Source organism: Solicola gregarius (genome assembly GCF_025790165.1).
GTDB lineage: Bacteria > Actinomycetota > Actinomycetes > Propionibacteriales > Nocardioidaceae > Solicola > Solicola gregarius.
In genome coordinates this window covers 2,756,085-2,773,573 of the sequence record NZ_CP094970.1, presented here as the reverse complement: position 1 = coordinate 2,773,573, position 17,489 = coordinate 2,756,085, and the positions used below count along the sequence as shown (strand labels likewise).

Below are 17,489 nucleotides of genomic sequence, written 5' to 3'. Positions count from 1 at the left end.
CTCACTCGCGCGTCAGGTCTTCGCCGACGCGTACGAGCAACTTGCCGAAGTTGCGCCCCACCAACAGCCCACGGAACGCGTCGGGGGTCTGCTCGAGGCCCTCGACGATGTCTTCGCGGTAGCGCACCGAGCCGTCGCGCAGCCATCCGGCCATCTCGCGCAGGAAGTCGTCATGACGCGTCGGCACGAACTCGTCCTGGATGAAGCCACGAACGGTCAGGCTCAGGGTGAGGATCGCGCCGAGGAAGCCCGGCAGGCGATCGGGCCCGGGCGGCGCTTCGGTCGCGTTGTAGTTGGCAACCAACCCACACACGGGCACTCTCGCGAACTTGTTGAGCCTACGTACGACGGCCGCGCTCACCGGACCACCGACGTTCTCGAAGTAGACATCGACCCCGTCGGGCGTCGCGGCCTCCAGGTCGTCGCGGAACGTCGCCGAGCGATGGTCGACCGCCGCATCGAAGCCGAACTCCTCGAGCAGCGCGCGGCACTTCTCGGCACCACCGGCGATACCGACCGCGCGGGCACCCTTGACCTTCGCGATCTGACCGACCGCAGATCCGACCGGTCCGCTGGCCGCCGCGACCACAACGGTCTCTCCCGGCTGCGGACGGCCGATCTCCAGCAGCCCCGCGTACGCGGTGAATCCCGGCATGCCGAGCACGCCGAGTGCGGTCGAGATCGGAGCCGCACCAGGGTCCAGGCGGCGCGTGTGGTGTGCCTCCGCGACTGCATACGTCTGCCAGCCGGTGTACGCGAGTACGAGGTCGCCGACGCCGCGCTTCGGCGAACGCGACTCGACCACCTCGCACACGGTGGCGCCCACCATCACGTCGCCGACCTCGACCGGCTTCGCGTACGACTTGGCCGCGCTCATCCGGCCTCGCATGTAGGGATCCAGGGAGAGATAGACGGTGCGCAGCAGCACCTGCCCGTCGCCGAGTGCGGGGAGCTCGGTCGTGACGAACTCGAAGTCCGAGTCCTGCGGCTCTCCGACCGGCCGCGCGGCCAGCCGGATCTGGGTGCTCTTCGTACTCATGTGCTCTCCTTCGGTAGGTCTACCAGGCCGGCGAGCCGGGCCCGATGTGTGCCGGCGGTGCCGAACGCGAGCTGATCGGCCTTTGCACGCTTCAGATACAGGTGTGCCGGATGCTCCCAGGTCATGGCGATTCCGCCGTGCAGCTGGACCGCTTCCTCGGCCGCGGTGACGGCGAGGTCGCTGCAGTACGCCTGCGCCACCGCGGTCGCAACGGGTACGTCGGGATCGTCGTCCGCGATCGTCGCGGCCGCGTACCGCGCCGCGGCGACGGCCGACTCCACACCGGTGTACAGATCGGCAAGACGGTGCTTGAGCGCCTGGAAGCCGCCGACGGCGCGGCCGAACTGCCGGCGCTCCTGGAGGTACTCCACCGTTGCGTCCAGGCACCAGCGCGCAACGCCAACCTGCTCGGACGCGAGCAACGCCGCGCCTACCTCGAGCGCCCGACGTACGCCCGACTCGCCATCGGCGACGACCACCGCGCCGGCGGCGCCGGCGAACGTGACGTCGGCGAGCTGGCGAGTCATGTCGAGCGACGCGACGGGCGTGACAGTGGCGTCGGCGGCGGACACGGCGTACACGGAGAACCCGTCGGTGGTCGCGACGGGCACCAGCAGGACCTCGGCCTCGAGCGCGCCGGCCACGCTGGTGACCGTGCCGGAGAGCCGGTCGGAGTCGGCCGCGACCGTCGCGAACGAACCGTCCGGCGGCGTCGACAGCGGTACGACGAGTGCGGCAGTACGCTCGCCGGCGGCGAGCGAGGGGAGTAAGAGGTTCCGCGGAACCTCCAACTCGTCGTCGGCTCCGAGCACGGCGACCGTCGCGACGACCGCACTGGTGAGATATGGCACCGGCGCCGCCGCCCGCCCCAGCTCCTCCAGTACGACGGCGGCCTCACGTGCCGAGGCGCCGGCCCCGCCTCTGTCCTCGGGAACGAGGAGGCCCGCCAACCCGAGATCTGCCGCGAGCGACTTCCAGAGCCCGTCGACGATCGAGCGATCGCCGTCGTAAGTCGCGATCACCGCGCTGGGGTCACAGCGCTCCGCGAGGAGGCCGCGCACCGTGGAGCGCAGGTCGTCCTCGACGTCGCTGTAGAGCAGGTCGAGCTCACTCGGTGATGTCTGGTCGCGCTCGTCCGTCGCTCTCTCCTCGGCGCTCATTTCTGGATCTCCTTCCACGGCACGTCCTTGTCGACACGGCGTTCGGGTGGCAGCCCGAGTACGCGCTCGGCCACGACGTTGCGGAGGATCTCCGAGGTGCCGCCCTCGATCGAGTTGCCCTTCGCGCGCAGGTACCGGTAGCCCGCGTCGCGCCCTGTCATATCGGTGTGTTCGGGTCTGACCTGCGTCCAGTCGGAGTACCGCAGGCCGTCCTCGCCGAGCAGCTCGACCTCGAGGCCGGACAGCTGTTGGTTGAGCCGGGCGAAGGTGAGCTTCATCGCCGCGCCTTCGGGGCCGGGTTGACCGAGCGCCAGCTTCTGGCGGAGCCGCTGTCCGGTGAGCCGGGCGACCTCGGCCTCGACCCATAGCCGCACGAGCCGGTCGTGCAGCTCGGGAGTCCGGCGCTCGGGACGCGCACGCCAGGTGTGTGCGACGACGCCGACCATGCCGCCCTCACGCGGACCCGCCCGACCGCCGATCGCCACGCGTTCGTTGTTCAAGGTGGCGTTCGCGACCTTCCAACCCTCACCCTCGGCGCCCAACCGGTTCGCGTCCGGGACCCGTACGTCGGTCAGGAAGACCTCGTTGAACTCCGCCTCACCGGTGATCTGTCGCAGCGGGCGTACGTCGACCCCGGCATCGCTCATGTCGCACAGGAAGTACGTGAGCCCCTGATGCTTGGGGACGTCGGGGTCCGTCCGGGCGACCAGGATCGCGAAGCGTGCGTTGTGGGCGCCGGATGTCCACACCTTCTGGCCGTTGACCACCCAGGTATCGCCGTCGCGTACTGCGCGGGTCGCGATGGCGGCCAGGTCGGAGCCGGCGTTCGGCTCACTGAACAGCTGGCACCACACCTCCTCGCCGGTCCACAACGGCCGCAGGAAGCGGTGCTTCTGCTCCTCGGTGCCGAAGCGCCGAATCGTCGGCGCGGCCATGCCGAGTCCGATGCCGTTCGCGCGAGGATTGTTGTCGGGGGCGCCGGCATCGTCGAACAACCGGTCGACCTCGAGCTGGAGCGCCTGCGGAAGATCCAGCCCGCCATGGCCTTCCGGGAACGCCACCCACGCCAGCCCCGCGTCGTACCGGGCGCGGAGGAACTCGAGCCGGCCGGTCGTCGTCGGGTCGTGTGCGACCAGGAACTCCGTGATGCGCCGGCGGACGTCCTCGGTCGGCTTGCCACTCATGACCGCTCCCTCCCATCGGCCTGCCGGCGCAGCTCGGCCCGAGCAAGCGCGTTCTTGTGCACCTCGTCGGGACCGTCGGCGAAGCGCAGGGTGCGGATTCCGGCGTACGCCTCGGCAAGCGGGAAGTCCTGCGAGAGTCCCGCTGCACCGTGAACCTGGATCGCCTTGTCGAGAATCCATTGCACTGCGGTCGGGGTGGCGATCTTGATCGCTTGGATCTCGGTGTGAGCGCCCTTGTTGCCGACGGTGTCCATCAGCCAGGCGGTCTTGAGCACGAGCAGTCGCAGCTGCTCGATCCGGACGCGCGACTCGGCGATCCAGTCGCGTACGACTCCTTGTGCCGCGACCGGTTTGCCGAACGCGACACGCTCCTCGGCGCGCGCACACATCAGCCCTATCGCGCGCTCGGCAAGGCCGATCGAGCGCATGCAGTGATGGATCCGCCCTGGCCCGAGACGCGCCTGTGCGATCGCGAAACCATCGCCCTCGTCGCCGATCAGGTACGACGCGGGCACGCGTACGTCGGTGAACGACATCTCGGCGTGGCCACCATGGTCGTGGTCGTCATAGCCGAACACCTCCATGCCGCGCTCGATCTCGACGCCCGGGGTGTCGCGCGGAACCAGGATCATGCTCTGCTGTCGATGCCGATCGGCATCCGGATCGGTCTTGCCCATGACGATGAAGACGCGTGCGTTCGGATTCATCGCACCGGTGATCCACCACTTGCGGCCGTTGATCACGTAATCGTCGCCGTCGCGCTCGATCCGGGTCGCGATGTTCGTTGCGTCCGACGAGGCCACGTCGGGCTCGGTCATCGCGAACGACGACCGGATCTCGCCCTCCAGCAAGGGTTTCAGCCACCGCTCGCGCTGCTCGTCGGTGCCGAACATCGCCAGCACCTCCATGTTGCCGGTGTCGGGTGCCGAGCAGTTCAGTGCCGCCGGCGCCAGCGAACCACTGCGTCCGGTGATCTCGGCGAGCGGCGCGTACTGGAGGTTGGTCAGGCCGGCGCCCTGCTCACCGGGAAGGAACAGATTCCACAGGCCACGGCGACGCGCCTCGGCGCGCAGCTCGGCGATCACCGGCGCGGAGTCCCAGGCCCATCGATCGTCCAGTCGCGCGACCTGTTCACGGAAGACCGGCTCCGCCGGGTAGACGTGTCCGTCCATGAAGTCCAGCAGGCTGGCGCGCAGCTCCTCGGTCGTGGGGTCGAAGCCGAAGTCCATCAGCGGTACTCCTTCAGTGCGGTGAGGCCGGTCTCGAGCATCGGGTGGATGGCGTCGCCCACCTGCCCGAAGCCCGGGCCAACGGTCTGACCGCGCAGGTGGCGGTAGTGAATGCCCTCGAGGATCGCCGAGAGCTTGAACGAGGCGAGCCCGAGGTAGAACCCGAAGCGGTCCGACGAACGGTCACTGCGTGCAAGGTAGCGATCGATAATCTCGTTCTCGGTGAGGAATCCGGGTGCCGAAGACGCGTCGGCGACCGCATCGCCGCCGAGCATCGTGGCAAGTCGCTGGTACAGAACGAGCAGCGCCAGGTCGGTGAGCGGGTCGCCGATGGTGGCCATCTCCCAGTCGATCACGGCGGCCGGGCGGTCGCGGTCGTCGGTGAGCACGTTGTCAAGCCGGAAGTCGCCGTGCACGATGCCCGGCGCCGACTCCTGCGGTACGTCCGCCGCAAGTCGTCGGTACAACTCGTCCGCGGCCGGGAGCTTGCGGGAGTACGACGCGTCGAGCTGCTGTTTCCAGCGCCGCACCTGACGGCTGAGGAAGCCTTCGGGCTTGCCGAAGTCGGCGAGCCCGACCTGCTCCGGGTCGACAGCATGCAACGTGGCGAGCGTCTCGACGAGCGTGGCCGAGATCTCCCGGGTGCGCTCGGGCCCCAGGCGCTCCAGCTCCGCAGCCCGACGGTACGGCGTGCCGAAAACCCGCTCCATCACGTAGAACGGCGCACCGAGCACATCGTCGTCGCGGCAGAGCGCGTACGTCTGCGGCACGGGTACCGAGGTGTCGTACAGCGCCGACATCACGCGGTACTCCCGCGCCATGTCGTGCGCGGTCGCCAGCACGTGGCCGAGCGGCGGGCGCCGTACGATCCACGTCGACGTGCCGTCGCTCACCTCGTACGTGAGGTTCGACTTGCCGCCCGGAACCAGCTCGGCGACGAGGGCGTCCCCGCCTCCGGGGATCGATTCGGCGAACCACTCGCTGAGCCGCGCGAGGTCGAGGCCGGGCGGGTTGCGGTTGGCGGCGAGCATCAGGGCACCAGCACGCGGATCGTCTCGACGCCGTGAAGGGTCCTCATCGCGACTGCCTCGCCTCAGGCCCTCGGCCCGCCGGCGACGTACAGCACCTGACCGGAGACGAACCCGGCTCCCTCACTCACGAAGAACGACACGGCATGGGCGATGTCGTCCGGCTTGCCCGTCCGCGCGACCGGGATCTGTGCCGCCGCGGCCGCCTTGAACTCCTCGAACGGCACGCCCACCCGCTCCGCCGTCGAGGCGGTCATCTCCGTCTCGATGAAGCCGGGAGCGATCGCGTTGACCGTCACCCCGAACTTTCCGAGCTCGATCGCGAGCGTCTTGGTGAAGCCCTGGAGGCCGGCCTTCGCCGCCGAGTAGTTCGCCTGACCGCGATTGCCGAGCGCGGACGTACTCGACAGATTGACGATGCGACCGCCGCCCGCCTTGGTCATGTACGACTGGGCGGCCCGCGACATCAGGAAGGAGCCCCGCAGGTGCACGTTCATCACGGCATCCCAGTCGTCGGCGGTCATCCTGAACAGCATGTTGTCGCGGATGACGCCGGCGTTGTTCACCAGAACCGTGGGGGCGCCGAGCTCCTCGGCGACCCGCTCGACGGCCGCCTGCACGGCCTCCTCGTCGGAGACGTCCGCGCCGATCCCCAGCGCGCGGCCGCCGGCGCCTTCGATCTCCTCGACGACGGCCTTGCAGGCCGACTCGTCCAGGTCGATGACGGCGACGGCGAGGCCGTCCGAGGCGAGCCGCTTCGCGACGGCGGCGCCGATGCCTCGGGCTGCACCGGTGACGATGGCGGTTTGGGTCATGCGATCTGCTCCTATCGGTTCTCGGTCATCATTGCGCCGGTCGTACGACGCCATCGGATGCGGTGGGTCACAGCGCGCCCTCGCCCTCGAGGCGCTGCTGGAGCTTGTTCATCCCGCCCAGCCAGCGGTCGGTCTGCGTCGCGCGGCTGGCGTAGTAGGTGCCGACCTCGGCGTGCGGAAGCACCAGGAACCGATCGTCCTGCAGCGCCTGCCACATCGCCTCGGCGACGTCCTCGGGCGCGAGCGCCGTGTCGCGGCTGAGCAGGTCCTGCAACGCAGCCGCCTGCTCGAGCATCCGGGTTCGTACGCCCTGCGGGCAGATCGCCTGCACGACCACACCGCGATGCCGGTACGTCGCGGACAGCCACTCCGCGAAGGCGACGGCGCCGTGCTTGCTCACGGAGTACGTCGGGCTGCCGAGCATGGTGAGTACGCCCGCGGCCGACGCGGTCACCACGAACCGCCCCGAACCGCGCTCGACCCACGCCGGCACGAGCAGCCGCGCCGCGCGTACGTGCGCGAGAACGTTGACCTCGAGCGACGCCGCCCAGTCGTCCTCGGACGCGTCGAGACCGTGCCCGCGGTCGATGCCGGCGTTGGCGAACCAGCAGTCGATCTCGCCCAGGTGGGCACGAGCGGCGTCGATCAGGTCGGCAACACCCGCCTCGGACGCGCCGTCGCCGGGCACGGCATGAGCGCCGATCTCGTCGGCGACGGCCATCGCGGCCGGCCCGTCGAGGTCGTTGACGACGACGCGTGCACCCTCGGCGGCAAGCCGAGCGGCCAGAGCTCGGCCGATGCCACGGCCTGCCCCGGTGACGACGACGCCCTGCCCGCGCACCGACATCGGCGCCTCCCATCGACAGCGCGCCGGCGAAGGAGACCCGCGTCGGCGCTCACCGACCTTGACTAAGCGCTTGCTTAGATCGCTTACCTTGCCGCACCCGTTGGCGCGCGTCAACCCGTACGCCCGCACAGACAACCCGCCGAGGTACGCGCTCCCGCCAATCAGCGTCGCTCTATCGGCGGGAGCGCGTACCTCGGCGGGTAGGACTCAGGACTCAGAGCCCCGCTCAGGGCGCAGCCCCGACAGGTCGTGGCCACGGATCCAGTCGTCGAGGTCGTGCCACTTGATCTCCGGGTACGCGCCGTGAAGGGCCGGCACGTCGACCGTGTAGCCGCCCGCGCGGAACCACTCGACCATCGCGAGGCCGTCGTCGCCCATCTGCTCGCGTACGGCGTCGAGGGGGATCTCGACGTACTGGATCTCCCGATCGAGCCATCCCGACAGCTTGCCCGCGACCTCTGCCCCCGTCGCGGTCACCGACGCGATCTCGACCCGCGCACCCGCGAACCGCTCCCGCTCCTCGATGGCCAGCCTGCCGAACGCGCCGAGGTCTGCGACGGTCACCTGCTGCAGCGGTACGTCTGCCGGCAGCGCGAACGCGTACTGACCGCTCCGCAGCCCGGGTAGGTACCACGGCGAGGCGAGGTCGCCGAGGAACGCCGCCGGCGCGATCACCGTGGCACTCGGGTCGACGGTACGTAGGTGCCGCTCCACACGCGCCTTGCTCTCGAAGTGGGGGATCCCGGTCTCGTCGAGTGCGCTCGCGACCGACGTGTACACGAGGTGCGGCACACCGGCGGCACGTGCGGCGTCGATCACCGCGATCGACTGCCGCGTCTCGTTCTCGGTATCGGTCTCGAACGGCGTACCCATCACGAACGCGGCATCCACGCCGCTCGCCGCGCTCTGTAGCGACGTCGGATCGTCGAAGTCACCCTCGACGAGCGCGGCTCCCCGGTCGGCGATCGCCCGTGCCGCATCGGAGTCGACCCGGCGGGTCAGGGCTCGGACATTGTGCCCGTGCGCCAACAGCTCCCGGGCGACCGCGCCGCCCTGCGTACCCGTCGCGCCCGTGACCAGCACCGTCATCTGCTCGCTCATCTCTGCTCCTTGATTGTTTGCGCAACTGTTTCTTTCGCAATCATTGCACAGTCAAGCCACTGATACCATGGGCTCATGGGAACGGACCCCGACTGCGGCCTCGCCTGGCTCGAGCTACAGCAGGCGACGGCGCGTGTACGCACGGATCTCAGCCGCCGGGTCGAAGCGGATTCGGGGATGACCGCGACGGAGCACGACGTCATGTGGGCGCTCGCGAACGACGTCGACCGTCGCCTGACGATGTCCGACATCGCCGAACGCGCGATGGTCACGCGCAGCGGCGCGACGCGGCTGGTCGAGCGGCTCGAGCGCAACGGCTGGGTGCGGCGAGAGGTCGACGCGACGAACCGCCGCGCGACGTACGCGATGCTCACCGATGAGGGAGTACGGGCCGTACGCAAGAGCTCGCACGCCGTGACTCGGGCGCGCAAGGACCTGTTCGACGAGCGGCTCAGCGATCGAGATCTCAGCGACCTGCGGCGCGTACTCGGCAAGCTGCTGCGCCGGCTCGACCTGGCCGATTAGTTCGCGAACCTGCCCACCGGGCTCCGGCGGCCTAATGTGACCTCATGCACATCATCGAGACCAGCGGCCTGACCCGCGATGACGGACGGATCCTCGACAACATCGAGGGGGCGGCGTACGGGGCCGGCGTCTCGCTCATCTTCGAGGACACCGACACCGTCGGCGCCGGTCCGCGCCTGCACCAGCACCCGTACGCGGAGACGTTCATCATCCGCGCGGGCCGCGCCACGTTCACCGTCGGTGACGAGCAACTGATCGGCGAGGCGGGGCACCTGCTCGTCGTCCCGGCGTGGACGCCGCACAAGTTCGCCGTGCTGGGTCCCGAGCGGTACGTCGCCACGCACATCCACGCGAGCGACGAGTTCATCACCGAGTGGCTCGAGGACTGACGTACGAGGAGAGCAATGCCTGACGACCGAGAGATCAGCGGAACGTTCGAGGAGCTGAGCTGGGAGCGCTGCGAGGAGTTCCTGCGCTCGGCGGTCATCGGCCGGATCGCGTACGCCGGCCGGGAGCACATCGAGATCCTGCCGGTGAACTACACCTACCAGGACGACAGTGTGCTGCTGCGCACGTCGCCGTACGGCCCGCTCGCGGCGCTCGCGACCGGCGTCGACGGGGTGGCGTTCGAGGTGGACCATCACGAGGACCTGACCCAGTCGGGCTGGAGCGTGCTGGTCGCCGGTCGGGTAGCCGCCGTGCCGGCCACCGACGAGCTCACCGCTCTCTGGGAGCAGGCCGGCCCGAACCCCTGGGCGGCCGGGACGCGAAACCTGTTTCTGCGCATCACCCCGACCTCGATCACGGGGCGGCTCGTACGCCGGCGAGCGTGATTTATGCCGCGGGGGCATGCTCCGAGGTGTCGCCATCAGGGTTGACCCGGTAGTGTGCGCCCCTGGTAACGCTTTGATCTCGATCGTGGGTGAATGAATCGTCGTGGCTACTTCCCGCCATAAGCAGCCCAAGCAGCGCAGTTTCGTACGCAAGATCGCACCCGCGGCCGTCGCGGCGGTTGCCGCGGTCGCCATCGGCGCCGTCGCGGTCGACCTGCCCGCCGACAACCAGGGCGACGGGTCATCGGTGACGGCCTCCGGCGAAAGCGGGGGCACTGCGTCCGACACGTCCGCGGCCGACGACGGTGCGCGTACGCCCGAGCACCGCACCAGCCGAAGCGAGGAGCGCAAGGGCCTGCCCGGCGCGCCCGGCGAGGCGCACCAACCGGGAGCCGGCTCCGGCAAGGCTGCCGAGCAGAAGTCCGAGGAGCCGCCGGAGCCGTCCGGCAGGCTCTTCGCCACCACCGAGCTCAACATACGTACCGGTCCCGGTGAGAGCTACGACGTGGTCACGACCGTTTCCACGGGCACGAAGCTCCCGGTCACCGACGAGACCGACGGGCCCTGGGCCGAGGTGGTGTACGAAGGCGAGTCACGCTGGGTCACCGCCGAGTACCTCTCCGAGGACAAGCCCGAGGAGGACGAGACCGACACCTCCACCGGCGGCCTGTCCGACGCGCCCTGCGCCTCCGGATCCGACGTCGAGTCCGGGCTCACCGAGAACGCGATCACCGTCCACCGAGCCGTGTGCGCGGAGTTCCCCGAGGTCACGTCGTACGGCGGGCTGCGTCCGGGCGACGACGGCGAACACGGCACCGGCCAGGCGCTCGACATCATGATCAGCGGGTCGACCGGTGACGAGATCGCCGAGTTCGCCCGCGCGAACGCGAGCGCCCTGGGCGTCAGCGAGGTGCTGTGGTCGCAGCAGATCTGGACCGTCGAGCGGGCCTCGGAGGGCTGGCGGCCGATGGAGGACCGTGGCTCGACCACTGCGAACCACTACGACCACGTACACGTCACGGTCTACTGACGCCGACGGCCTCCGCGTACGTCACTCTCGGTGCGCACATCACACCAGCCGGGCGATTCGGCCTACAGTGGGGTGGATTTCGCGCTGCATGGAGGGGGCAGACATGGCGGAGCCGTTCGACCTCGCACCAGCCGCACGTCGGGTCGCCGACGTAGCGGCGGGCATCCGCGACGACCAGCTCGACGGTCCGACGCCCTGCCCCGACTACTCGGTCTCCGTGCTCCTGACGCACGTACTCGGACTCGCAACGGCGTTCCGCGACGCTGCGCACAAGGTCGGGCAGTCGATGCCGCCGCAGGCCGCGCTGGCGGACGGCCTCGACCCTGACTGGCGTACGAAACTGCCGGTACGGCTCGACGAGCTCGTCACGGCATGGCGGGCCCCAGACGCCTGGACGGGTATGACCGAGGCCGGCGGCGTCTCGCTACCCGGGGATATTGCCGGCATCGTCGCCACGGACGAGCTGGTCATCCACGGCTGGGACCTCGCCCGGGCGACGGGTCAGCAGTACGACTGCGACCCCGAGACGACGCAGGTCATCTTCGGCTTCACCCAGCAGTCGGCCGAAGCCGGCAGCGAGGGCGTGTTCGGCCCGCCGGTAGAGGTGCCCGAGAACGCGCCGCTGTTCGACCGCGCACTCGGCTACGCCGGTCGCGACCCCGCCTGGAGGCCGTAGCAATCCAGACGCCGGGCCGGCGACGCACCGCGTGACGCCGCCGGCCCGGTCTCGGGAGCTACGGGAGCTGCAGCTGGTCACCCACGTAGATCAGCGTGGGATCGCTGACGGAGTCGCGGTTGGCGTCGTACAACGCACGCCAGCCGCCGTCGACGCCCTCGGCCTGCGCGATCTTGCTGAGGGTGTCGCCCGACTCCACGGTGTACGAGCCGCTCGACGAGTCGACGGGCGCGCGGTCGGCGTCCCTCGACGGCTCGGACTGGTCACCCGAGGTCGGGGCGCCGGGCGTACCGGCGGCGTCGGCGTCGGTGAGGCCGAGTGAGGCCGAGCACGCCGGCCACGCTCCCCAGCCTTGACCGTCGAGCACCTTCTCGGCGATCGCGATCTGCTGCGCGCGCGTCGCGAGGTCCGCCCGCTCGGCGTACTGGCCGCCGCCGAAGGCCGACCAGGTGCTGCTGGAGAACTGCACGCCGCCGTAGTAGCCGTTTCCGGTGTTGATCGACCAGTCACCGCCGGACTCGCACTGCGCGAGCCGGTCCCAGGTGCTGTCGTCGGCCGCCGACGCGGGCGACATGCCACCGACCACCGGGACTGCGACCGCGGCCGCGGCCCCGACCGTTGCGGCAGCGATGCGCGGCGAGCGACGAGTCGTCTCGGCACGATGACGAGGGTTGTAACGCATAGAGGTACCTCTCCGACGCCTACGGAGTTAGCTGTCGGGTTCGGACGGAGCGCCCGGCCGCGGCTGCGGCTTCACCCCAAGGGCCGTCGCTGTGCGACGACCCACATAAGTGGGTTCCCCGCTCCCATCCCTGCTGGTGCTAGGACGGATCCACGGGCGGTGGGATGGGATTCGGCGTGCCGCCGCGGATTATGCGGTTTGCAGCCCCCGACGGTACGGGGTACGGCGCGTGATCCCAAGGTGACGGAGAGTGGGGTTTGCTCGGCGTCGCCGATCTTTCGGCTGGCGCCTTCGGGTTTCCCGCTACTCCGGTTGGGGCCTATCGGCTTCCGGTACGCTGGGCTACCGATTACGGGACTTCTGTTTCGTCCGCGAGTGGCGCAAGTTGGTTGCTAGGACGCCTTAAAAACAACGGACTTGCGCCACTCGCGAAGCTACGGGCACCTTGCGGGCTACCGTCGCGGCAACGCCGCGACCAAGAGGCTCACCGCCGACTCCTGCCGCGCGATCGTCGCCTTGTCGAACGGCCCGGTCCAGGACAGTCCGTACTCGTCGGCGCCGTTGCGTGCGAGTCGGAACGCCGTGCGCGCCTGCGTACGCAGGTAGGGGCCGTAACGATCGCCCGGCAGTGCGCGCTCGAGTTCGGCCAGGTTGCGGGCGAAGATCCCCTTGAACGCCGCCTGGTCCTCGTTGCAGGTGCCCGCGTGCTCGCACGGCTCGGTCAGGTGACCGTCCGGCGACAGCTCGTCGCTCGCAATCACCGCGTCGGCGATCCGGCGCGCACTGCGTAGATACGTACGATCGTGCGTCGCCTTGTACAGCTCGGCGAGACCGCCCAGAACGACACCCTGGTTGTAGGTCCAGGTCGTTCCGTGGTTGCTCGCGCAGCTTCCGCTCTGCGTATCCAAACCGTCGTTGACGAGGCCGGCGTCGTTGATCATGCCGCTGTCGCGGAACCACTCCCATGCCTCGATCGCCCGACGCAGGTAGGCCTTGTCGCGCGGGATGCGGTTGTGCAACGACGCCGCGAGCTTGATGTACAGCTCGATGCTGATCGCGTTCTTGTACGAAGGGTCCGGGATATCCCACCAGACCCCGCCGCCACATACGTCGTCCCAGTAGCGATAGATGTACTCCTCGTCGATCTTCGCGATGTCGAGGTACTTCGTGCGACGCGTCAGGTCGTACGCCCGCACCATGGCGAGCCCCCACCAGCCCGTGTCGTCGGTCGAGTCGGCCCGGAACTCGCCGCCGCCCTCCGGCCACCATGGCAACGGCTTGCGCTGCTCCTCGACCGTGTTGTCCAGCGCCCACAGGTGCTCGCGGTCGCCCGTCGCGCGAACGTAGTCGAGCAGTGCGATCAGCGCATTGCCCGACTGCCACCACGCCGCGTCCGGGTCCCAGCGCCCGGATTTCGCGTCGTACATCCGCATCATCGCGTCGACGGCGCCGGACGCGCGCTCCCGCGGCATCGAACGGCCGCGGTCCGAGTCGGGGGCGGGCGCGAGTGATGCGGCACCCGCCGGTGACAGTGAGACGACCATGGTGGCGGCGAGGGCCGCGGCACCTGCTCGGATCCAACGTTTCGACATCCCGCGCCTCCTCGTACGACCAATGCACAGGACCTTCGCACGTGGTGAGCGAGTTGAGCAAGAGTTGAGCAGTTCTTTGCACGTGTTTGCGCGAGTTTGAGTGATAACGTGACCGCCATGTTGGCATCCGAACGCCACGACAAGATCCTGCGGGCGCTGCGGACGGACGGACCTGCGGCCGTACGCGTGCTCGCCGACCGAGTCGGCGCGAGCCAGGCCACCGTCCGCCGCGACCTCGTGCACCTCGCCGACGAGGGCCGGCTCACCCGGGTGTACGGCGGCGCGGTCGCCGCCGATGACGCCGACCAACCGTTCGCAGACGTCTCGGACGTCCGCTCGGACCAGAAGGACGCGGTGGCCGACGCCTGCGCGGCGCTGATCCTCGACGGCGAGGCGGTCCTGCTCGACATCGGTACCACCACGTACCGGATCGCGCGGCGCCTGCACGGCCGCCGGGTCACGGTCATGACGACCAGCCTCGCCGTCTTCGAGGAGCTGCAACACGACCCGAATGTCGAGCTGATGATGCTCGGCGGCGTCGTGCGGCGAAGCTATCGCTCGCTGGTCGGCTTCCTCGCCGAGGAGTCGCTCAAGCAGGTACGCGCAGATCGGGCGTTCCTGGGCACCAGCGGCGTACGACGCGACGGGTCGGTCACCGACACTACCGTCGTCGAGGTGCCGGTCAAACGCGGCATGATCGCCGCCGCAGACCAGGTCGTGCTCGCGGCGGACGCCGGCAAGTTCCCCGGCACCGGGAAGGCCCTTGTCTGCGCGCCCACGGACATCGACGTCGCCGTGACCAACCAAGGTGCAGATGCGATCACCCTCAGCACGCTCGCGGACGTCGGTGTCGAGGTCGTCACGGTCTGACGCTCAGCCGAGCAGTGCCGCGACCTGATCGGCCCGCCAGCTGCCGAGCGCGCCGGGGGCGTCGGCGAGGTACGAGCCGGCGCGGACACTGTCCCACGCATGCGTCTCGACCAGCCCGCGACCGATCATCCGGAGGTAGTCGCCCGTTGGTGCGCTCAGCTTCGCCGTCGACGGCGACCACGGTGCGCTGACGGTCAGCATCGGGGTCCCCTCGTACGCTCCGAGACGCAGTAGCGTCTCGTACCGCCCGGTGCCGTACGAGTGCCGGCCCTCGGCGAGAACGACCGAGAGGTCACGGTCGGCACCCGGAGCGCGCAGCATCTCCTGCTCGGCGAGATCGGCGAACTGCGCCACTGTGATCAGGTACGCCCGCGCGGCGACGACGCCGTCGGCGTCCGGATCGAGGAACGCGGTGCCGCCGGTCCACACGCGCGACTCACCGGCGAAGTAGATGCCACCCGGCACCGTCACCGAACGCACTGCCCGAGGCGGCGTGTCGTCGCGGAAGCCCGGACAGTCACGCAGGCTTCCGGCCGGCCGGCCGCCGACCACGTAGCAGGCGAACCGCTCGGCCGACAGGTTCGAGCCGTACGCGACGTACCAGACGAGCGGCTCATCGAGTTGATGCACGCCACCGACGCTAACGGATCGGTCACCACGAACAGCAACCAGAATCAGGCGCCGCGACGCGATCGGCTGCACGATGGGCACATGCCAACGACCGACCGGTTACGCGGAATCCTCGACCTCGTCGAGTCCAGCTTGGACGAACCCGAGCTGACCGGCGACGATCTCGCGGCGCGCGCGTACCTCTCGCGTTTCCACTTCGACCGACTCGTCTCGGCGGCGATCGGCGAACCTCCCGGAACCTTCCGCCGCCGGTTGCTGCTCGAACGCGCGGCGCACCGGTTGGTCGGCAGCGACGATCCCGTGACCGACGTCGCGTACGCGAGCGGGTACGGCTCACCAGAGGCGTTCGCACGTGCATTCGCCCGTGCCTACGGCGAGCCGCCGAGCGCGTACCGACACACCGGGCGAGTTCACCATCGGCTCCCCGGCGCGAGCGGCATCCACTTCAACCCGCCCGGCGGCCTACGGCTGCCGGCGCTCACGAGGAGTACGACCATGGACGTCCTGACCCGGATGCTCGACCACCACCTTTGGCTCGTCGGCCAGATCATCGACCGGATGGACCGGCTCGACGACACCACCCTCGACAGGCCCATCGAGCTGTCCGTGGAGGGCATCGACGACAACCCGACCCTGCGCTCCCTGGGCGACCGGCTCGTCGGGCAACTCGAGATGTGGGTCGGCGCGCTCGAGGGCGCGACGTCGATGCCGCCCGAGGGCGACCGCACGGCGGCCGGCCTCGGTCGTCGGCTCGAGGTCGTGGCGCCGCGGTTCCGAGCGCTCGTCGTCGCGGCACTCGACGAAGGTCGCGCAGAGGAGACCTTCGTCGATGCCGTCTGCGACCCGCCCGAGACATTCACGTACGCAGGCGTCATCGCGCATGTGCTCACGTTCTCGGCAGTACGTCGTACGCTCGCGGTCGGCGCACTCGAGACGGCCGGCATTTCCGACCTCGGCAGCGGCGACCCGATGCAGTTCGTCGGCGGATCGGGTTCGGACGCGTCGCAGATCAGTCGTACGCCCGCGCGCTGAGCAGCCCGGTCGCGGGGTTCAGCCGGTACCCTCCTCGGAGGTCTCCGTTGGCCCTACGGTCGGCTCGTCGGTCGGCTCGTCCGACGTCGTGGGCTCGGTGGTCGGCTCCTCCGACGGCTCACTCGACTCGGTGTCGCTCGGGGTCGTCTGCGACGGCGTGTCCTCGTCGGCGGGCCCGTCGTCCGAGTCATCGCTGACCAACATGAACACGAGAACCGCGACCGCCACGACGAGCAGCGTGATGACAACCGCCAGGATCACCGGCGCCTTCGACCGCTTCGGCGGTGTCGGCGGTGGGTATCCGTACTGACCGGGATACGGGTCGTAGCGGCGCGTCGGGTCGGAGTCGTCGCTCATGCCGCCATCATGTCAAGACATGCGGCGACCGGGACGCGGACACGCTGTGCCCGCGCAAGGTTGCGCGCGACGACAGCCCGATCAGAACCAGTGGCTGGGACCGAGCGACCAGAAGTACCAGAAGTGCTCGATGATCAGCACCAGCACGAAGATGTACCACAGGCACAGGATCAGCGCGTGGTAGTCGACGATCGCGTTGACCACCTTGCGCGGGGCGCTCGAGAGCCGCGGCGCGAGCACGGCGAGATTGCGCCGCGTGACGTACAAGAAGATCGGCGCGGTCACGATCCACACCACCATGCAGTACGGGCAGAGCGCGTTGATGTCGTAGATCGTCTGGAAGATCAGCCAGTGCACGAAGGCGATGCCGAACGTCACGCCCGCCTGCAGACCGATCCAGAACCACGCGCGGAACTGCGCACCCGCGAGCATCGCGGCGCCGACCGCGATCACCATGGAGAAGCCGACCAGCCCGATGAGCGGGTTCATGAAGCCGAACGCCTCGGCCTGCTCCTCCGCCATCACCGTGCCGCAGCTGATGATCGGGTTGATGTTGCAGTTCGGTACGAAGTCGGGGTCCTTGAGCAGCTCGATCTTGTCGAGGGTCAGGATGAACGCCGACACCAGCCCGATGGCTCCGCCGACGAGCAGCAGCCACGGCAGCACCGGCATCGACGGAACGCCGCGATCGTCGGCATCGAGGTCGACGTCGTCGAGGTCGCGGTCATCGTCGAACTCGTCGTACGAGTCGGGTTCGGCGTCCGGCGAGGTGTCGGTTTCGGTATCCCTGGCTCCAGCAGTCACCGGACCATCATCCAATACCACGTCAAACGGACGCCAACCCGCAGCGGTCGCGCGG

20 protein-coding genes and 1 riboswitch are annotated in these 17,489 nt (G+C 69.3%); of the genes, 7 read left to right on the top strand and 13 right to left on the bottom strand.

Annotated features, from left to right (window positions below):
• Position 1: 1 nt before the first annotated feature.
• The 8 genes from L0C25_RS13685 to L0C25_RS13650 all read right to left on the bottom strand — a co-directional run bounded on the left by L0C25_RS13685 (position 2) and on the right by L0C25_RS13650 (position 8,403).
• Complete coding sequence (locus L0C25_RS13685) at positions 2 to 1,039, bottom strand: NADP-dependent oxidoreductase (protein ID WP_271632210.1); 1,038 nt, start codon at positions 1,037 to 1,039, stop codon at positions 2 to 4.
• Positions 1,036 to 2,199: an acyl-CoA dehydrogenase family protein gene (locus L0C25_RS13680; RefSeq protein ID WP_271632209.1), complete on the bottom strand. Its 1,164-nt coding sequence runs from the start codon at positions 2,197 to 2,199 to the stop codon at positions 1,036 to 1,038. Before L0C25_RS13680 ends, L0C25_RS13685 begins: the two co-directional genes overlap by 4 nt.
• Positions 2,196 to 3,383, bottom strand: coding sequence for an acyl-CoA dehydrogenase family protein (locus L0C25_RS13675; RefSeq protein ID WP_271632208.1), 1,188 nt, complete (start codon positions 3,381 to 3,383; stop codon positions 2,196 to 2,198). Before L0C25_RS13675 ends, L0C25_RS13680 begins: the two co-directional genes overlap by 4 nt.
• Complete coding sequence (locus tag L0C25_RS13670) at positions 3,380 to 4,612, bottom strand: acyl-CoA dehydrogenase family protein (protein ID WP_271632207.1); 1,233 nt, start codon at positions 4,610 to 4,612, stop codon at positions 3,380 to 3,382. The genes L0C25_RS13675 and L0C25_RS13670 overlap by 4 nt, the downstream gene beginning before the upstream one ends.
• Positions 4,612 to 5,643, bottom strand: coding sequence for a phosphotransferase family protein (locus L0C25_RS13665; RefSeq protein WP_271632206.1), 1,032 nt, complete (start codon positions 5,641 to 5,643; stop codon positions 4,612 to 4,614). The genes L0C25_RS13670 and L0C25_RS13665 overlap by 1 nt, the downstream gene beginning before the upstream one ends.
• Positions 5,644 to 5,705: 62 nt before the next feature.
• Positions 5,706 to 6,455, bottom strand: a complete 750-nt coding sequence (gene fabG, locus L0C25_RS13660) for a 3-oxoacyl-ACP reductase FabG (RefSeq protein WP_271632205.1) — start codon at positions 6,453 to 6,455, stop codon at positions 5,706 to 5,708.
• A 67-nt stretch (positions 6,456 to 6,522) separates the two neighbouring features.
• Entirely contained in the window at positions 6,523 to 7,302 is a 780-nt protein-coding gene (locus L0C25_RS13655) for an SDR family oxidoreductase (protein WP_271632203.1), read from the bottom strand.
• A gap of 207 nt (positions 7,303 to 7,509) precedes the next feature.
• Positions 7,510 to 8,403: an NmrA/HSCARG family protein gene (locus L0C25_RS13650; protein ID WP_271632201.1), complete on the bottom strand. Its 894-nt coding sequence runs from the start codon at positions 8,401 to 8,403 to the stop codon at positions 7,510 to 7,512.
• A 75-nt stretch (positions 8,404 to 8,478) separates the two neighbouring features.
• Between L0C25_RS13650 and L0C25_RS13645 the strand changes: the two genes are divergently transcribed.
• The 5 genes from L0C25_RS13645 to L0C25_RS13625 all read left to right on the top strand — a co-directional run bounded on the left by L0C25_RS13645 (position 8,479) and on the right by L0C25_RS13625 (position 11,467).
• A complete protein-coding gene (locus L0C25_RS13645) occupies positions 8,479 to 8,928 on the top strand; it encodes a MarR family winged helix-turn-helix transcriptional regulator (protein WP_271632200.1) in 450 nt (149 codons plus the stop codon).
• A 44-nt stretch (positions 8,929 to 8,972) separates the two neighbouring features.
• Positions 8,973 to 9,317 (top strand): cupin domain-containing protein, encoded by a 345-nt coding sequence (locus L0C25_RS13640; protein WP_271632199.1) that lies wholly within the window; start codon positions 8,973 to 8,975, stop codon positions 9,315 to 9,317.
• 15 nt (positions 9,318 to 9,332) lie between these two features.
• Positions 9,333 to 9,761, top strand: a complete 429-nt coding sequence (locus L0C25_RS13635; RefSeq protein ID WP_271632198.1) for a pyridoxamine 5'-phosphate oxidase family protein — start codon at positions 9,333 to 9,335, stop codon at positions 9,759 to 9,761.
• 103 nt (positions 9,762 to 9,864) lie between these two features.
• Positions 9,865 to 10,791, top strand: a complete 927-nt coding sequence (locus tag L0C25_RS13630; protein ID WP_271632197.1) for an SH3 domain-containing protein — start codon at positions 9,865 to 9,867, stop codon at positions 10,789 to 10,791.
• A gap of 103 nt (positions 10,792 to 10,894) precedes the next feature.
• Positions 10,895 to 11,467, top strand: a complete 573-nt coding sequence (locus tag L0C25_RS13625) for a TIGR03086 family metal-binding protein (RefSeq protein ID WP_271632196.1) — start codon at positions 10,895 to 10,897, stop codon at positions 11,465 to 11,467.
• Positions 11,468 to 11,525: 58 nt separating this feature from the next.
• Here the strand turns inward: L0C25_RS13625 and L0C25_RS13620 are convergent, their stop codons facing one another.
• Entirely contained in the window at positions 11,526 to 12,149 is a 624-nt protein-coding gene (locus tag L0C25_RS13620) for a LysM peptidoglycan-binding domain-containing protein (protein ID WP_271632195.1), read from the bottom strand.
• A gap of 1 nt (position 12,150) precedes the next feature.
• Positions 12,151 to 12,298, bottom strand: a riboswitch (cyclic di-AMP (ydaO/yuaA leader).
• 303 nt (positions 12,299 to 12,601) lie between these two features.
• Complete coding sequence (locus L0C25_RS13615) at positions 12,602 to 13,741, bottom strand: glycoside hydrolase family 76 protein (protein WP_271632194.1); 1,140 nt, start codon at positions 13,739 to 13,741, stop codon at positions 12,602 to 12,604.
• Between the two features lie 117 nt (positions 13,742 to 13,858).
• Here L0C25_RS13615 and L0C25_RS13610 point away from each other — a divergent pair, with 117 nt between their 5' ends.
• Positions 13,859 to 14,611, top strand: coding sequence for a DeoR/GlpR family DNA-binding transcription regulator (locus tag L0C25_RS13610; RefSeq protein ID WP_271636831.1), 753 nt, complete (start codon positions 13,859 to 13,861; stop codon positions 14,609 to 14,611).
• Positions 14,612 to 14,614: 3 nt separating this feature from the next.
• On the opposite strand, the gene L0C25_RS13605 is transcribed toward L0C25_RS13610, so the two are convergent.
• Positions 14,615 to 15,241 (bottom strand): histone deacetylase, encoded by a 627-nt coding sequence (locus L0C25_RS13605; RefSeq protein WP_271632193.1) that lies wholly within the window; start codon positions 15,239 to 15,241, stop codon positions 14,615 to 14,617.
• Positions 15,242 to 15,322: 81 nt separating this feature from the next.
• On the opposite strand from L0C25_RS13605, the gene L0C25_RS13600 reads away from it, so the two are divergent.
• On the top strand, positions 15,323 to 16,273 hold the full coding sequence (locus tag L0C25_RS13600) for a helix-turn-helix domain-containing protein (protein WP_271632192.1): 951 nt from the start codon (positions 15,323 to 15,325) through the stop codon (positions 16,271 to 16,273).
• An 18-nt stretch (positions 16,274 to 16,291) separates the two neighbouring features.
• On the opposite strand, the gene L0C25_RS13595 is transcribed toward L0C25_RS13600, so the two are convergent.
• On the bottom strand, positions 16,292 to 16,630 hold the full coding sequence (locus L0C25_RS13595; protein WP_271632191.1) for a hypothetical protein: 339 nt from the start codon (positions 16,628 to 16,630) through the stop codon (positions 16,292 to 16,294).
• A gap of 81 nt (positions 16,631 to 16,711) precedes the next feature.
• Positions 16,712 to 17,434 carry a vitamin K epoxide reductase family protein gene (locus L0C25_RS13590; RefSeq protein WP_271632190.1) on the bottom strand — a complete coding sequence of 241 codons (723 nt, stop codon included), beginning with the start codon at positions 17,432 to 17,434 and terminating at the stop codon, positions 16,712 to 16,714.
• Between the last annotated feature and the right edge of the window lie 55 nt (positions 17,435 to 17,489).

Coding starts and splice junctions, on each gene's coding strand:
- L0C25_RS13685 (WP_271632210.1), bottom strand. CDS start 1,039: ATGAGTACGAAGAGCACCCAGATCCGGCTGGCCGCGCGGCCGGTCGGA.
- L0C25_RS13680 (WP_271632209.1), bottom strand. CDS start 2,199: ATGAGCGCCGAGGAGAGAGCGACGGACGAGCGCGACCAGACATCACCG.
- L0C25_RS13675 (WP_271632208.1), bottom strand. CDS start 3,383: ATGAGTGGCAAGCCGACCGAGGACGTCCGCCGGCGCATCACGGAGTTC.
- L0C25_RS13670 (WP_271632207.1), bottom strand. CDS start 4,612: ATGGACTTCGGCTTCGACCCCACGACCGAGGAGCTGCGCGCCAGCCTG.
- L0C25_RS13665 (WP_271632206.1), bottom strand. CDS start 5,643: ATGCTCGCCGCCAACCGCAACCCGCCCGGCCTCGACCTCGCGCGGCTC.
- fabG (WP_271632205.1), bottom strand. CDS start 6,455: ATGACCCAAACCGCCATCGTCACCGGTGCAGCCCGAGGCATCGGCGCC.
- L0C25_RS13655 (WP_271632203.1), bottom strand. CDS start 7,302: ATGTCGGTGCGCGGGCAGGGCGTCGTCGTCACCGGGGCAGGCCGTGGC.
- L0C25_RS13650 (WP_271632201.1), bottom strand. CDS start 8,403: ATGAGCGAGCAGATGACGGTGCTGGTCACGGGCGCGACGGGTACGCAG.
- L0C25_RS13645 (WP_271632200.1), top strand. CDS start 8,479: ATGGGAACGGACCCCGACTGCGGCCTCGCCTGGCTCGAGCTACAGCAG.
- L0C25_RS13640 (WP_271632199.1), top strand. CDS start 8,973: ATGCACATCATCGAGACCAGCGGCCTGACCCGCGATGACGGACGGATC.
- L0C25_RS13635 (WP_271632198.1), top strand. CDS start 9,333: ATGCCTGACGACCGAGAGATCAGCGGAACGTTCGAGGAGCTGAGCTGG.
- L0C25_RS13625 (WP_271632196.1), top strand. CDS start 10,895: ATGGCGGAGCCGTTCGACCTCGCACCAGCCGCACGTCGGGTCGCCGAC.
- L0C25_RS13620 (WP_271632195.1), bottom strand. CDS start 12,149: ATGCGTTACAACCCTCGTCATCGTGCCGAGACGACTCGTCGCTCGCCG.
- L0C25_RS13615 (WP_271632194.1), bottom strand. CDS start 13,741: ATGTCGAAACGTTGGATCCGAGCAGGTGCCGCGGCCCTCGCCGCCACC.
- L0C25_RS13610 (WP_271636831.1), top strand. CDS start 13,859: ATGTTGGCATCCGAACGCCACGACAAGATCCTGCGGGCGCTGCGGACG.
- L0C25_RS13600 (WP_271632192.1), top strand. CDS start 15,323: ATGCCAACGACCGACCGGTTACGCGGAATCCTCGACCTCGTCGAGTCC.
- L0C25_RS13595 (WP_271632191.1), bottom strand. CDS start 16,630: ATGAGCGACGACTCCGACCCGACGCGCCGCTACGACCCGTATCCCGGT.